13 protein-coding genes are annotated in these 14,668 nt (G+C 68.4%); 6 read left to right on the plus strand and 7 right to left on the minus strand.

The window, feature by feature from the left end:
- Positions 1 to 89: 89 nt before the first annotated feature.
- On the minus strand, positions 90 to 1,268 hold the full coding sequence (locus tag CDO87_RS06260) for an aminotransferase class I/II-fold pyridoxal phosphate-dependent enzyme (RefSeq protein WP_100927982.1): 1,179 nt from the start codon (positions 1,266 to 1,268) through the stop codon (positions 90 to 92).
- 434 nt (positions 1,269 to 1,702) lie between these two features.
- On the minus strand, positions 1,703 to 3,031 hold the full coding sequence (locus CDO87_RS06265) for an amidase (RefSeq protein WP_100927983.1): 1,329 nt from the start codon (positions 3,029 to 3,031) through the stop codon (positions 1,703 to 1,705).
- A gap of 93 nt (positions 3,032 to 3,124) precedes the next feature.
- On the opposite strand from CDO87_RS06265, the gene CDO87_RS06270 reads away from it, so the two are divergent.
- Both CDO87_RS06270 and CDO87_RS06275 read left to right on the plus strand, forming a co-directional pair.
- Complete coding sequence (locus CDO87_RS06270) at positions 3,125 to 4,372, plus strand: UbiH/UbiF/VisC/COQ6 family ubiquinone biosynthesis hydroxylase (RefSeq protein WP_198521830.1); 1,248 nt, start codon at positions 3,125 to 3,127, stop codon at positions 4,370 to 4,372.
- Positions 4,373 to 4,541: 169 nt separating this feature from the next.
- Positions 4,542 to 5,288: an SDR family NAD(P)-dependent oxidoreductase gene (locus CDO87_RS06275; protein ID WP_100927984.1), complete on the plus strand. Its 747-nt coding sequence runs from the start codon at positions 4,542 to 4,544 to the stop codon at positions 5,286 to 5,288.
- Between the two features lie 182 nt (positions 5,289 to 5,470).
- Here CDO87_RS06275 and CDO87_RS06280 read toward each other — a convergent pair whose 3' ends face one another.
- Positions 5,471 to 6,994 carry a DUF2125 domain-containing protein gene (locus CDO87_RS06280; protein WP_100927985.1) on the minus strand — a complete coding sequence of 508 codons (1,524 nt, stop codon included), beginning with the start codon at positions 6,992 to 6,994 and terminating at the stop codon, positions 5,471 to 5,473.
- 129 nt (positions 6,995 to 7,123) lie between these two features.
- Here CDO87_RS06280 and CDO87_RS06285 point away from each other — a divergent pair, with 129 nt between their 5' ends.
- The 3 genes from CDO87_RS06285 to ade all read left to right on the plus strand — a co-directional run bounded on the left by CDO87_RS06285 (position 7,124) and on the right by ade (position 10,589).
- Positions 7,124 to 7,888, plus strand: coding sequence for an SDR family oxidoreductase (locus CDO87_RS06285; protein WP_100927986.1), 765 nt, complete (start codon positions 7,124 to 7,126; stop codon positions 7,886 to 7,888).
- On the plus strand, positions 7,885 to 8,490 hold the full coding sequence (locus CDO87_RS06290) for an enoyl-CoA hydratase/isomerase family protein (protein ID WP_100927987.1): 606 nt from the start codon (positions 7,885 to 7,887) through the stop codon (positions 8,488 to 8,490). Before CDO87_RS06285 ends, CDO87_RS06290 begins: the two co-directional genes overlap by 4 nt.
- Before the next feature lie 404 nt (positions 8,491 to 8,894).
- Positions 8,895 to 10,589 carry an adenine deaminase gene (gene ade, locus CDO87_RS06295; protein WP_100927988.1) on the plus strand — a complete coding sequence of 565 codons (1,695 nt, stop codon included), beginning with the start codon at positions 8,895 to 8,897 and terminating at the stop codon, positions 10,587 to 10,589.
- Positions 10,590 to 10,648: 59 nt separating this feature from the next.
- Here the strand turns inward: ade and CDO87_RS06300 are convergent, their stop codons facing one another.
- The 3 genes from CDO87_RS06300 to CDO87_RS06310 all read right to left on the minus strand — a co-directional run bounded on the left by CDO87_RS06300 (position 10,649) and on the right by CDO87_RS06310 (position 12,942).
- On the minus strand, positions 10,649 to 11,161 hold the full coding sequence (locus tag CDO87_RS06300; protein WP_100927989.1) for a cupin domain-containing protein: 513 nt from the start codon (positions 11,159 to 11,161) through the stop codon (positions 10,649 to 10,651).
- A 1-nt stretch (position 11,162) separates the two neighbouring features.
- Complete coding sequence (locus CDO87_RS06305; RefSeq protein ID WP_100927990.1) at positions 11,163 to 11,555, minus strand: hypothetical protein; 393 nt, start codon at positions 11,553 to 11,555, stop codon at positions 11,163 to 11,165.
- A 199-nt stretch (positions 11,556 to 11,754) separates the two neighbouring features.
- Positions 11,755 to 12,942, minus strand: a complete 1,188-nt coding sequence (locus CDO87_RS06310; RefSeq protein ID WP_100927991.1) for a lytic murein transglycosylase — start codon at positions 12,940 to 12,942, stop codon at positions 11,755 to 11,757.
- A gap of 177 nt (positions 12,943 to 13,119) precedes the next feature.
- On the opposite strand from CDO87_RS06310, the gene CDO87_RS06315 reads away from it, so the two are divergent.
- Positions 13,120 to 13,485, plus strand: coding sequence for a response regulator transcription factor (locus CDO87_RS06315; RefSeq protein ID WP_100927992.1), 366 nt, complete (start codon positions 13,120 to 13,122; stop codon positions 13,483 to 13,485).
- A 6-nt stretch (positions 13,486 to 13,491) separates the two neighbouring features.
- On the opposite strand, the gene CDO87_RS06320 is transcribed toward CDO87_RS06315, so the two are convergent.
- Positions 13,492 to 14,481 (minus strand): glutathione S-transferase family protein, encoded by a 990-nt coding sequence (locus tag CDO87_RS06320; RefSeq protein WP_100927993.1) that lies wholly within the window; start codon positions 14,479 to 14,481, stop codon positions 13,492 to 13,494.
- Positions 14,482 to 14,668: the final 187 nt, after the last annotated feature.

A 14,668-nucleotide genomic window follows, 5' to 3' on the forward strand; every position in this document is an offset into this window, starting at 1 on the left:
TGTTCGCCTCTTTTCTTGTCCTTGCGCCCTCTTCCGGGACCTTCGGCGCCGTCGCGCGCCGGTGCCCCGGCGGATGCGCCGGTCTTTTCTTATCCGTAAAGCGTGTCCCTGATGAGGGTCAGCCCTTCTTCCGTTTCGTCCCGCGGTGCCACGATGGCCACGCGGATATATGCCATGCCCGGATTGCCCGCGGCGGTGTCCTTCGACAGGTACGCGCCCGGCAGCACCCGCACGCCGGTCTTCTGCCACAGCTCCAGCGTCGCGGCCTCGCCGTCCTCGACCGGCAGCCACAGGAACATGCCGGCGACCGGGCTCATGTAGCCGGGCACATGGCCCAGCAGGCGGTCCGCCAGTTCGTACTTCTCGACGTAGAGCGCGCGGTTCTCGGTTACGTGGGTCTCCTCGGACCAGAGCTTTTCGGACACGCGCTGGATCGGCAGCGGCAACGGCGCGCCGGAATAGGCGCGCAACTGCTTCATCCGCGCGATGCTGTCCGGCCCGCCCGCGACAAAGCCCGACCGCAGCCCCGGCAGGTTCGACCGCTTCGACAGCGAATGGAAGGAAACCACGCGCTCCGGGTCGGCGCCCATCTTCTTCGCCACCTCCAGCGCGCCCTTCGGCGGCGTGTCGCGGTAGATCTCGGCATAGCATTCGTCGGCGAGGATGACGAAGTCGTGCTTCTCCGCCAGTCCGATCAGATCGCGCCAGTACCCCTCGTCCGCCATCACCCCCTGCGGGTTGGCGGGCGAACAGATGTAGACGGCCGCCGTGCGGTCCAGCACATCCGCCCCGACAGAGGCGAAGTCCGGCAGGTGACCCGTCTCTGCCGTAGCGGGCACGAAACGCGGCTCCGCCCCGACCGAAATCGCCGAGATCATGTAGACTTGGTAGAACGGGTTGGGCATCAGCACGACCGGCCGCTTTCCGTTCTTCTGTTCGGGGATCAGCGACATGCCCGCGTTGTAGAGCCCCTCGCGCGACCCGTTCAGCGCCATGATCTGCGTGTCGGGATCCATCATCACGTCGTAGCGGCGATAGAGCCAGTCGCGGATCGCGCCGCGCAGCTCGGGCGTGCCCTCGTTCGGCGGATACTTGGCGAATTCATGGGCATGCGCGACAAGCGTGTCCGAGATCCACAGCGGATAGGGATGCTTCGGCTCACCGATGGACATATGGCGCACCGGTCCGCCCGGCTCTGTCGAGTCGAGAAGTGCCCGCAGACGCGGGAACGCATAGGCCGGTAGGTTCGAGAACCGCTCGGGGAACATCTGGTCTGCTCTGTACTGCCTCGGTATGCCCATTCGGGCGTCGGGGTCGTTTTCCGCCCCGCGTTGCACGAAGGATACGTTTATTGCCCCCGGTCTGTCCAGAATCTTGGGGCACCTCCGGGGCGATGTGGCGCGAAAGTCGCAATGGTGCTCAATGACTTCGCCCGCGCGGTCACGGTTCAGCCCCGCGCCCCGACGACAGGACCGCGCCATTTGCGTCCCTGCGCCGTGGATGGCGCGCATCCGGGCCCCCTGACCGGCCCACCCGCCACGTGCCGCCCCGCCCGGTTGCGCCGGGCGGCCCGAACGATGATCGCCTTTCTGGCCACCGGCGGTTGACACCGGCGCGCCCTCCTGAACCGCATCGAAAAGGGCCCGGCCGTCAAAGCCGGGCCCCTGCCCAAGTCACGATTCTCCGCAGGTCCCGGGGCGCTTCAGCCCGCCAGCGCCGTCTCCACGCCTTTCGCCAGCCGCAGCACCCGGTGTTCCGCCATCGGCGGCGCCATGACGGAGATGCCGCAGCTCGGCAGACCGGCGGGCAAGGTGACGATGGCACCGCCCAGCAGGTTGCCGATGCGGGTGTTGCGCAGGGTGCGGAGGTTCGCCTTCACGTAGGTCTCGCCCAGTTCCATCAGCGTCGCCGCCTTCTCCGGCAGGTTTGGCGCCGTGGGCATCAGCACCCCGTCGAACCCGGCCGTCGCCCGCGCCCATGTCTCCCGCACCGCCCGCAGCCGCTGCCAGGCCGCCTCGAAATCCGGGCCGGAGTGCGATTTCCCGCTCTCGAACCGCTCGCGGATCGGCTGGAACATCAGGTCGGGCCGCGCGTCGATCTCCGCGCCCCAGGTCGCCCAGGCCTCCACCGTGTACAGCATGGCGCTGTCCTTGTTCGGCCCCTCGATCTCCGGGAAGTCGAGCGGCACGATCTCGGCCCCGGCCTCCCGGATCCGGTCCAGCGCCTGCGCGTAGGCCCGCGCTGGCGCGTCGTCGAGGTCGTCCATCACCACGGTCTGCAGGGCCGCGAACCTCCGCCCCTTCAGCGACGTGTCGCCGCGCAGGTCCGGCGCCGGGCTGCCCTCCAGCGCCGACAGTACCAGCGCCGCATCCTCCACCGTCCGGCAAAGCGGCCCCACCGTGTCGAAGCTGACGATCAGCGGCACCACGCCCTTCAGCGAGAGCCGCCCCGTGGTGGTCTTCAGCCCCACGAGGTCGTTCCAGCAGGCGGGCAGCCGGACGCTGCCGCCGGTGTCCGACCCGATGCCCGCCGCCGCCAGACCAAAGGCCACCGACGCCGCCGCCCCGGAGGACGAGCCCCCCGCCACCGCATCTGGATCGTTCACGCAGGGCGAGGTCGCGGTCGACGGGTTCAGCCCAAGGCCAGAGAACGCCAGTTCCGACATGTGCGTCTTGCCGAGGCAGACCAGCCCGTTCAGCGTCGCTGTGCGCAACACCTCCGCGTCCTGCGCGGGCACCCGGCCCTTCAGCAGCGCCGAACCCGCCTCCGTCGCGACGCCTGCCGTGTCGTAGAGGTCCTTCCAGCTGATCGGCACCCCGTCCAGCGGATGCCGCCGCAGCTTCAGCCGCGCCCGCTCCGCCGCGGCCTCGGCTTCGGCCATGGCGCGCTCCGGGGTCGTGCGGGCAAAGATGCGGTCCTTCAGCGGATGCGCCTCGATCGCGTCGAGCATGTCGCGCGTCAGCCGGACCGGATCGGTCTCGCCGGAGGCAATGGCGCGTCCGAGGTCGGCGGCGCTGGGTCGGTCGGTCATGTCGGGCTCCCTGTCGTGCAGCACCTTGCGGCGGCGGCCATGCCTCCGCCCGGCTCCGGTGCGTCAGGAACAGGAGTAGCGGCGGGAAGGCGCATGGACAATCCCGCGCGGGCCGCCATATTCCGCCTCATGGAACATGACCTGATCATCGTGGGCGGCGGGCTGAACGGTCCGGCCCTTGCCCTCGCCGCCGCCCGCGCCGGACTGACCAGCGTGGTGCTCGACGCCCTGCCCGCGGCAACCCGCAGCGACGACAACTTCGACGGACGCGGCTACGCGCTGGCGCTGGCCTCGCAGCGCATGCTCGCAGCGCTCGACCTCTGGGACGGGCTGGCCGCCGACGCGCAACCGATGCGCCAGATCAAGGTCACCGATGGCCGCGTGGGCGAGGCGCAGGTCTTCCTCGGCCTGCATTTCGACAGCGCCGAGCTCGAGGAAGGCCCGATGGGCTACATGCTCGAGGACCGCTTCCTGCGCCGCGCGCTCATGGCCGCGACCGAAGCCTCGCCGCTCATCACCCCCCGCGCCGGCACCCGGGTCATCGCCCAGACCACAGGACACGAGGGCGCGACCGTGACGCTCGACGACGGCGAGGTGCTGAAGGGCCGGCTGCTGGTCGGCGCCGACGGACGGTCCAGCGGCACGGCGGCCCGTGCGGGCATCCGGCGCACCGGCTGGGGCTACGGCCAGACCGCGCTGGTCTGCGCCATCTCGCACGAGAAACCGCACGAGGGCGTGGCCCATCAGCTCTTCCTGCCCTCCGGCCCGCTGGCGATCCTGCCGCTGCCCGGCAACCGCTCCTCCATCGTCTGGAGCGAGACCGAACACCGCGCAAAGGCGATCGACGCGCTCGGCGATGCGGAATACCTGCAGGTCCTGCGCCCCCGCTTCGGCGACTTCCTCGGCGAGATCGGGCTGGCCGGGCAACGCTTCACCTACCCGCTGAACCTGACGCTGGCGAACCGCTTCGTCGACACCCGGCTGGCGCTGGTGGGCGACGCGGCCCACGGCATGCACCCCATCGCCGGACAGGGCCTGAACGCCGGTCTGCGCGACGTGGCGGCCCTGGCCCATGTGCTGAGCCACGCCAACGCCCGCGGCGAAGACATCGCCTCCGACCCCGTCCTCGCCCGCTACCAAAGCTGGCGGCGCTTCGACACCGCCTCGCTCGCGGCCAGCACGGACCTCTTCAACCGGCTGTTCTCCAACGACAATCCACTCCTGCGGCTGGCTCGGGACGCAGGCATGGCGGCGGTCAACGCCGTCCCCGGCCTGCGCCGCGGCATCATCCGCGAGGCCGCGGGCCTGACCGGCGACCTGCCCGACCTGATGCGCGGCTGACCGAACGGGGGCGCGGCTGACCGAACGGGGGCGCGGGCCAGACCGGCCCCGCCGCCGTACATCCCGCCGGCCCGACGGCATCCGCCGGCGCCCCATCCCGCGACCACGCCCCTTCCCCACCGCGCCGCGCTCTGCTTATCTGCGGCGGTCAACGGGAGGAAAGACACCAATGAAAACCGCTATCGTGACGGGCGCCGCCCGGGGCATCGGGCTGGCCACCACCGACCTCTTCCGCGAAATGGGCTGGCAGGTCGCCATGGTCGACCGCGACCGCGAGGAACTGGAGAAGGTGGCCGCCGACCGCGACAACATCCTCGCCGTCTGCCGCGACGTGTCCAACCCGCAGGAGGTGGACGCCATGATGCGTGACACACTCGCCTGGTCGCCCGCCGTCGACGCGCTGGTCAACAACGCCGGCGTCGCGGAATTCGGCCCGATCGAGGACTGCGACTTCACCACCTGGCGGCGGGTGATGGAAACCAACCTCGACGGCGTCTTCCTCTGCTCGCAGGCCGCGACCCCGGCGCTCAAGGAAAGCCGCGGCGCGATCCTCAACATCGCCTCGATCTCCGGCCTGCGCGCCTCCACCCTGCGCGTGGCCTACGGCACCTCGAAGGCGGGCGTCATCCACCTGACCAAGCAGCACGCCGCCGAACTGGGCGAATACGGCATCCGGGTGAACTGCGTGGCCCCCGGCCCGGTGAAGACCAAGCTCTCCATCGCCGTCCACAGCCCCGAGATCATCAAGGCCTACCACGATTCTATCCCGCTCAACCGCTACGGGACAGAGCGTGAGCTGGCCGAGGTCATCTGCTTCCTCTGCTCGGACAAGGCCGCCTACGTGACCGGGCAGATCGTCTCCGTCGACGGCGGCTTCGACTCCACCGGCGTGGGCCTGCCCGCACTGCGCGGCTGACCCCCTGCTTCTCTGCTGCAGAAATACTCCGGGGTGAGGCCGCAGGCCGAGGGGCAGCGCCCCTCCATCCGGTCGCGCCGCAAGGCGTGACCAGGACCTGCCGCGCGGCACGCGCGCCCGCCTGCCTGCAAACGAAAAAGGGCGGGGACCCGGCCCCGCCCTTCCAGAAACGTGTCAGAGGATCACTTGATCCGCTGGCCGTTCGCCAGGATCTGGCCCTGCGCGTTGAACTCGATGGTCGAGGTCGCGGTGTCCGGCTCTGCGCCCGGCACGGTGAACATGCCCAGCATCATCCGCGCGCCCATCGCATCCTGCTCCTGCACGATGCCCATGGCGATCAGCTTGTCGATCAGCCCGTTCAGGCCGGAGACCTGCAGGTTCACCTGGCCCTCGGGGCGCGGCATGCCGTCGAAGGTCTCAAGGTCGGTGTTGTCGAAGGTGAAAGAGCCCTCGCCCAGCACCTCCGCACCGACCGCGCGCACCACGAGGTCCGACAGCGTCAGCGCGTTCAGCTCCCCCGGCACGCCGCCCTGGCTCTCGACCTCCTCGATCGCGTCGGGTTCGAGCAGCGACACGAAGGGCGTCACCTCGGCCTCGACATTGGCACCGATGGTCGCCGGATCGCGCGGCAGCGTCTGACCCGGATCGAAGATGTTCCACAGCATGTCCGCCATGGTGAAGTCCGCCAGGAGGATCGACAGGCCCGCAGGCTTCGGCGTGTCCGACTTCGCCAGCGGCACCTCGAGCGAGAAGCCCGCCTCGCCGAAACGCGCGTCGATCGGGAACGGCATGTCGGGCACGGTCATCGACACGGTCTGCCCGACCGCCGACAGCGCATAGGTCATCGAGGCTTCGGACATCGCCATGCCCAGCTCGCCCGATTCAGACGAAAGCGTGCCGGACACCGTGTCGGACCCGTCGACGAAGTTGAACTCCGTCGTGCCGCCCTTGTGCGCCATGGTCGCATCCACGGCAAAGCCCGCGGCGAACATCGCGGCCGGATCCTCGTAATCCGAGTTCAGCGGCACGGTCGTCTCACCCGCCGCGGCCAGGCCGCGCAGGGTGCCCTTCAGTATGCCGGAGGAAGCCGGGTTTTCGGGGTCCTTGAAGGCAAAGTCATAGGAGATGTCGCCGTATGTGACCTCCTGGGTGATCGTCTGCGTGTCGGCGCCCTTCGACACATCGGCGGACCCCTCCATCGGGCCCATCGAGACCGAGGCCTTCAGCACGTCCGGCGGCAGTTGCTCTTCCGGGCTCTCGATCTCGTCGAGCGTCACGGTCATGCTCTCGGCGCTGTACTCGTAGTGCAAGTCGTTCTCGTCGCCCGAGATGTTCATGACCATGCCGCTCTGCGTCATGCCGAGCGTGACCGAGCCCTCCGACGGCTCACCGTCCTCCGAGAAGGTGATGACGATCTGCGAGCTTTCCGGCATCGACAGGTCGACCGACCCGTCGCCCTTCGCGGTATAGGTCATGTCCGGCATGGTGACGCCGACGCTGGCGTCTTCCTCCGGGACCGGGACGGTCATGGTGATATCGGTGACGGTCAGCGTGTCGCCGCTCACCGTCTCGGTCGCCGACACCTCGTAGCCGAAACCGGACATGTAGGATTCGAGGCTGTCCCACGCCTGCTGCGGCGTAATGTCCGCGTAAGCCGGGCCGCTCAGCACGAGCGCCAGGGCAGAGGCGGTAGCGAAGCGTTTCATAATGTACCTTTCTCAGTGACTTTCGTTATCCATCAAAGTCCAGCACCGGGGCAGGTCCGGTCAAGGGGCTGGATTCCCTACCCTTCAGGCTTTACCAGTTTTCCGGGAAACCGGAGCCGGGGGCAAGGCATGGATCAGACAGGACAAGAGCTCGCAGGCAAGGTGGCGCTGATCACCGGGGCAAGCCGCGGCATCGGCGCGGACACCGCACGCGCCTTCGCGGCCGCGGGCGCAAAGGTGGCACTGGTCGCCCGCAGCGCCGAGGCGGTTGCCGATCTGGCGGGCGAAATCGGCCCGCAGGCGGTGGCGGTGCCTTGCGACATATCGCGCTACTGGGAGATGGAGCAGGCCGTGGCCAACTGCCTGACGGCCCACGGGCGGCTGGACATCCTGGTGAACAACGCGGGCGTGATCGAACCCATCGCGCACCTGGCAGAGGCCGACCCGGACGCCTGGGGACAGGTAATCGACATCAACCTCAAGGGCGTCTTCCACGGCATGCGCGCCGCGCTGCCGGTGATGCTGGCACAGGGCGGCGGCTCGATCCTGACGATCGGGTCGGGCGCGGCACATGGCCCGGTCGAGGCCTGGTCGCACTACTGCGCCTCCAAGGCCGGGGCGCTGATGCTGACGAAGATGGCCCACAAGGAATACGGCGACCAGGGCATCCGCGCGATCTCGCTCTCGCCCGGCACCGTGGCGACGCAGATGCAGCGCGAGATCAAGGCCTCCGGCATCAACCCGGTCAGCCAGCTTGCCTGGGAAGACCATATCCCGCCGGAATGGGTGGCGAAGACCCTGCTGTGGATGTGCTCGGACAAGGCCGACAGCTTCCTCGGGGACGAGATCTCGCTGCGCGACCCCGACATCCGCGCGAAGGTCGGCGTCGCGTGATCCGGCTGGACAGGGAGGGCGACCTCTGGGTCGTCACCATCGACCGGCCCGAAAAGGCCAATTCCCTGACCGAAGACATGCTGGAGCGGCTGGCCGGGATCGCCGAGGACGCCCGCGACGCACGGGCCCTCGTGCTGACCGGCGCGGGCAAGGTGTTCTCCGCCGGTGCCGACCTCGACGCCGCCAAGGCCGGGCTGGCCGTCTCCCCGCTCTGGGAACGGCTCTCCGGCGCACTGGCCCGCCACCGTGGCCTGACGATCTGCGCCCTGAACGGCACGGTCGCGGGCGGCGCCATGGGCATGTTCCTCGCCTGCGACCTGCGCATCTCCGTCCCGGGCGCAAAGATCTTCTACCCGGTGATGAAACTCGGCTTCCTGCCGCAACCCTCCGATCCCGCCCGCCTTGCGGCACTGGCAGGACCCAGCCGCGCCAAGCTGATCCTGATGGGCGGCGCCAAGGCGACGGTCGAAGAAGCACTCACCTGGGGCCTCATCGACCGCATCGTCGAAGGCGATCTGCTCACCGCCGCGCGCGACCTCGCCACCGACACGCTCACGGCAGCCCCGGACCACGCCGCAGGTATCAAGGCCCTGATCCGCTGAGGGCGGCTTCGGATTGCTCCGCAATCCGACCGGCGCGCCCTCCGGGCGCGCAAACCCTCTCGACCACCTGCACCCTTCGATGAACAGATCAAGGGTTTCTCCTCGCTTTCGCGAGGCGACCCGCCGGGGGCTCCGCCCCCGCCGCGCCTTCGGCGCGACTCCCCCGAGGTATTTGGACCAAGATGAAGTGATCGGGGGCACGTCCTCTTCATCTTGGTCCAAATACCTCGGGGTGAGGCTGAAAGCCGAGGGGCGGAGCCCCTTGCGCGCCCGAAGGGCGCGCCTGTCGGAGACCGGGCAAGCTTTCGAAGAAAGCGCGGGCCGGGCTTCGATGCCCCCTAGGGCTCTTTTCCCCGGTGGTGGGTCGTGTACCGTGGACCCGAGTCAGGCAGGAGGCGGCGGGCATGGGTATTCTGGAAACGCGGATCGCGCAGGGGCGCGGCGACGAGGTGGCGGACGTCGTGCTGCGCGGCGGCCGGCTGCTGGATCTCGTCACCGGGGAATTGCTCGACGGCGACGTGGCGATCTGTGGCGACCGGATCGTCGGCACGCTCGAGACCTACGAGGGACGTGAGGTGATCGACGTCGGTGGCGCAATCCTCGTGCCGGGCTTCATCGACACCCACCTGCACATCGAATCCTCACTGGTCACGCCGTTCGAGTTCGACCGCTGCGTCGGTCCGCGCGGCGTCACCACCGCGATATGCGATCCGCACGAGATTGCCAATGTCATCGGTGCAGAGGGCATCCGGTACTTCCAGAAGGCCTCCCTGCACACGCTCATGGACATCCGCGTGCAGCTGTCCTCCTGCGTGCCCTCGACGCATATGGAGACCGCCGGGGCGGAACTCGGCGCGGAAGCGTTGCAGGCGCTCATGGGGCACCGCAGCGGGCTGGGGCTGGCGGAATTCATGAACTATCCCGGGGTGATCCACCGCGATCCGGGCTGCATGGAGAAGCTGGCGCTCTTCGACGGCGGGCATATCGACGGCCATTGTCCGCTGCTCTCGGGGCGCGACCTGAACGCCTATATCGCGGCGGGCATCCGGACGGAGCACGAGGCGACCTCGGCCCCCGAGGCGCTCGAGAAGCTGCGCAAGGGGATGCGGGTGCTGATCCGCGAGGGCTCCGTGTCCAAGGACCTGCACGCGCTGCAGCCGCTGCTGGACGAACGAACGGCGCCCTTGATGTGCCTGTGCACCGACGACCGCAATCCGCTCGACATCGGCGAGCACGGCCACCTCGACTACATGATCCGCGAACTGATCCGGCTGGGGACGCCGCCGCTGGCGGCCTACCGTGCCGCGACGCTGTCGGCGGCAGAGGCGTTTGGCCTGAAGGACCGCGGCATGATCGCCCCGGGCAAGCGGGCGGACATCGTGGCGCTCGGCTCGCTCGAGGCCTGCGATGCGCGCATGGTCATGGCGGGCGGCGTGGTGCTGTCGGACGCGGCCTTTGCCGCGCGGCAGGTGATCGAGCCGGTGGGGCGCGGGTCGGTCAGGGCACCCAGGGTCGGCGCCACGGACTTCCGCCACCGCGGCAACAGGGTGGAGACCGACGTGATCGGCATCCGCGAGGGCCAGATCCTCACCGACCACCTGCACGAGGACATCGCGATCGCCGATGGCGACAAGGCCCCGGACACCGACCGCGATCTCGTCCGCATCGCGGTAGTGGAGCGGCATGGCCGGAACGGCAACATCGCCACCGGCTTCGTCAGGGGGTTCGGGCTGAAGGCGGGAGCCATCGCCTCCACCGTCTGTCACGACCACCACAACATCGCCTGCGTGGGCGTCTCCTACGAGGACATGGCCGTGGCCGCCAACCGGCTGGGCGAGATCGAGGGCGGGTTTGTCGTGGTCCGGGACGGGGCCGTCCTGGCAGAACTGGCGCTGCCGGTGGCGGGCCTCATGTCGCTTGAGCCGTTCGAGGTGGTGCGCGACACGCTGGAAGACCTCCGCGCGGCGGCGAAATCGCTGGGCGTGACGCTGGAGGAGCCGTTCCTGCAGCTGGCCTTCCTCGCGCTGCCGGTGATCCCCGCCCTGAAGATCACCGACCGGGGCATGGTCGACGTGGTGAAGTTCGAGATCATTTCCTGAGCGCGCCCCGGCCCGGGGCGGGAGGCGGCGCGAAGCCCCGCCCTACGAACCGCTGTGCCTCAGTGCAGGTTGCGCCAGATCCCCCGCAGCGGACCGGCCATGCCGAGGATCGGGTCGGTCTCCGGCAGCGGCACGCCGGCGATGGCGGCGCGGTCGCCTGCCTGCATCTCGCCCTTGCGGCGGGTGCTGTAGCCCTCCTGCCCCGGCGGATAGGCGCCGCAGATGCGGAAGTCCTCCGACTGAGACACGCGGCAATGGCCCGTCCCCGCGGGCAGGACCAGCGCGTCCCCGGCCTCTACCGCAACCGTCCGGCCGCCGGGACCGCCCAGTTGCAGCCGGGCAGAACCGCTTGCCACGGCCAGCGCCTCGTGTGCGTCGGGGTGGTAATGGTGGTATGGGAAGACGGTGTAGACCCATGTGCCCCTCCAGCCGTTGGCCTTCAGCATGGCGCAGGTTTCGTCCGGCCCACCGCTGTCGAAGGCGCCCTTGTAGAGCACAACCGGAAGCTCCGGATTGTTCGGCACGTCGTTTGACGGTGCGAGGGCGATACGTGTGATCGTCGGTTCCGCCATGTCAGGTACACCTGTTGTACACGAGGGGATCGGAGACGGTTGCACCTTCCACGTCGCGGCGGATGAGGGTCTGGCCGTCGGCTTGCAGGTCGAAGAGGAACTCCGCGTCCCACGTCTGCCCCTCGCCGCTTGCGGCAAAGGAGGCGCGCAGATGATCCGGCCTGGCCTCCGTCACCCGTTCCAGCCTGTGGCGGCTTTCATAGAAGGTGAGCATGGTGGGCCCGATCCCGAGGAAACCCTTGGCATCGGCGCGGGTCGGGTCGCAGTCGGCAGGGTTGATGCCCCAGCGCCCCTGGAAGGCGGGCGGTATGTCGTCCGGCAGAGCCGTGTCCTGCGGCAGGCAGGCGGCCAGCACCGGCAGCACGAGCGCCATGGGCAGAAAGCGTGCGATCATGCGGGACCCGGGGTGCGGACGCGCCGCGGGGCGTCGTCCTCCACGAGGGTGCCGCAGAACAGGGTTCGGACGAGATAGCGTATCATGCCGGCACAACGCCGGCGGGGCGCGGCGGTTCCAGCGTCGTCGTTCAACTCTCAGATGAACCGCGCGCGCCATGACGGACCGGCCCCCGGTCAGATGGCGCGCGCAACCCGTATCAGAGCCGGTTCAGCAGCGTCGCGGTCGGCCATGCGTCGGCGGGCAGGCCCAGTTCCTTCTGCACGTCCCGCACCGCGTTGCGCGTGCCGCTGCCGAGGATGCCGTCGATCTCGCCCACGTCGAAACCACGCTCGGCCAGCTTGCTCTGCAGCAGCTTCATCTGGTCGCCGGACAGGCCCGGTTCCGGGTTGCCGGTCTCGTAGGGTTCGGCGCCCATCAGCCGGGTGCCGAAGTAGGCCGCCGTCAGCACGTAGGTAAAGCTCTGGTTCCACTCGAAATAGACCCGGAAGTTCGGGTAGGCGATGAAGGCCGGGCCTTTGCGCCCCTGCGGGATGATGATCGAGGCCTCAAGCCGCCCGTCGTCCAGTTGCCCGCTGCGCGCGCGCACGCCAAGCTGCTCCCACTCCGCCACGGTCTTCGTGGTCTGAAGCCCGGTCTCGTACCAGTCCAGATCCTCCGGCAGCACCACCTCCTGCAGCCACGGCTCGTTCGGGCGCCAGCCGAGGTGCGACAGCATCTTCGCCCCGGACAGGAGCGCATCGGGCGGCGAGGTCTTGAGCGAGACATGCCCGTCGCCGTCGCCGTCCACCCCGTTCTCGAGGATGTCCTTCGGCAGCATCTGGACCATGCCGATTTCCCCGGCCCAGGCGCCGGTGGTCGTCGCCGGGTCGAAGTCGCCCTGTTCGTACAGCGTCAGCGCCGAGAAGACCTGCGGGCGGAAGATTTCCGGGCGGCGGCAATCGTGCGCCAGCGTCACCAGCGCGTTCGCGGTGTTGAAGTCGCCCTGGTAGCCGCCGTAATCCGTTTCGAACGCCCAGAAGGCCAGCAGGACGCCCGGGGCGATGCCGTATTCACTTTGTATGCGGTCGAAGACCTCCGACCACTGCCGCGCCTTCTGCAGGCCGGTGTCCAGCCGGTTCTGGGAGATCAGCTTTCTCGAAAACGTGATGAACGGGTCCTGAAAGATGCCCTGGCGACGATCCGCCTTCAGCACTGCCTCGCTTTTCGAGATGCCGGAAAAGAACCGTTCGACCGTCGCGGGATCATGCCCTTCGGCCACCGCCTGGTCCTTAAGCCCCTGCACGAAGGACGAAAAGCTGCCGCCGCAGGGCACGTCCTGTGCAGAAAGCGGGCCGGACAGGGCCGTGGCCGCAAGGACCAGGCCAAGAAGGGTGTTGCGTCGCATGAAGCCTCCCGAGCGTGCGTTTCGCGGCAGATTACCAACTGGACCGCCATGAGCAAGCAGCCTGCACCCGCGGCCCATGCGGCACCGCAGCGTCAATCGGCAGATCTTTACCGGTTCTTCACCATTATGAACGCATACTGGCAGGGCCGCACCGGTAGCCCCGTCCGGGAGATTAGGATGAACGTCCTCATTCTGGAACACAACGCAGAGCTGGCCCGGCTCTGGTCACGCCACCTCGAAAGACGTGGCGCCGCGGTGACCTGTGCCACCGGGCTGGATGCCGCCGTCGCCGCGCTGGAGGACAGCCGGTTCGACATCCTCCTGCTCGACATCGAATGCGCGGACGGGGCGGCGCTGACCGTCTCCGACCTTGCCGCCTACCGCGACCCGAAGGCGCGGGTCATCTTCGTCACCGCGTCCCGCTTCTTTTCGGACGGGTCGCTGTTCAGCATCTGCCCCAACGCCTGCGCCTACCTGCCCAGCGGCACGCCCGCCAAGGACATCGCCGACATGGTGGAACACTACACGCCGATCCGCGCCTGACGGCCCTCAGGCGGCGGCGAGGTCGTCGCGGCCGTGGGGCTCGGAGAAGTCCAGCCGCGGCCCTGTCGGGATGATGCGGTGCGGGTTCACCGTGTCGTGGCTGTAGTGGTAGTGCCGCGAGATGTGATCCATGAACACCGTGTCCGCCACGCCCGGCCACTGGAACAGCTCGCGCGTGTAGGCCCAGAGGTTCGGGTAATCGACGATCCGCGCGCGGTTGCACTTGAAGTGCCCGTGATAGACCGTGTCGAACCGCACCAGCGTGGTGAACAGCCGCCAGTCGGCCTCGGTGATCCGGTCGCCCATCAGGTAGCGCTTGCCGGTCAGCCGCTCTTCCAGCCAGTCCAGACTGTCGAACAGCGGATCAACCGCCGCGTCGTAGGCGCTCTGCGTGGTGGCGAAACCGGCCTTGTAGACGCCATTGTTCACGGTGTCGTAGATCCGGTCGTTTACCGGCTCGATGTCGTCGCGCAGGTGCTCCGGCCAGTAGTCGTCGGTGTTGCCGGTAATGCCGTCGAAGGCGCTGTTGAACATGCGGATGATCTCGGAGCTTTCGTTCGACACGATGGTCTCGCGCTGCTTGTCCCAGAGCACCGGCACCGTGACGTGGCCGCTCGCGTCGCTGTCGGCCTTGGTATAGATCTCCCGCAGGAACGGCTTGCCGTAAAGCGTGTCCCCCGTCGATCCGGCAAAGCCGGTGTCGAAGGTCCATCCGTCCTCGAGCATGTCGGGATGCACCACGTTGACGGTGATCAGGTCGTCGAGCCCCTTGAGCTTGCGGAAGATCAGCGCGCGGTGTGCCCAGGGACAGGCGTAGGAGACATAGAGGTGATAGCGCCCGGCCTCCGCCTTGAAGCCGCCCTCACCCGAAGGCCCCGGCGCGCCGTCCGGCGTGATCCAGTTGCGATAGCCGGTCGTGGTCCGCTTGAAGGCCCCGTCCGGATCCTTCCCGTATTCCCACCCCGATTTCCATTCTCCGTCGACAAGTCTGCCCATGGTGTCCTCCTGTGCGTTACACCAGAGCTAGAGCGCCCGCGCCCCGAGGAAAATCCTTGGTCCCGCAGGGCGGGGGTGCACCTGCGCACATGAACGCCTGCCCAAGCGGCCTTTGCGTGCCGCCGCACAATTTCATCGGCGACAGCCCTTCCCGTGTTAACCTTGGTTTACGAATCGTTAACCAGTC

It is taken from the genome of Sagittula sp. P11 (genome assembly GCF_002814095.1).
Taxonomy (GTDB): domain Bacteria; phylum Pseudomonadota; class Alphaproteobacteria; order Rhodobacterales; family Rhodobacteraceae; genus Sagittula.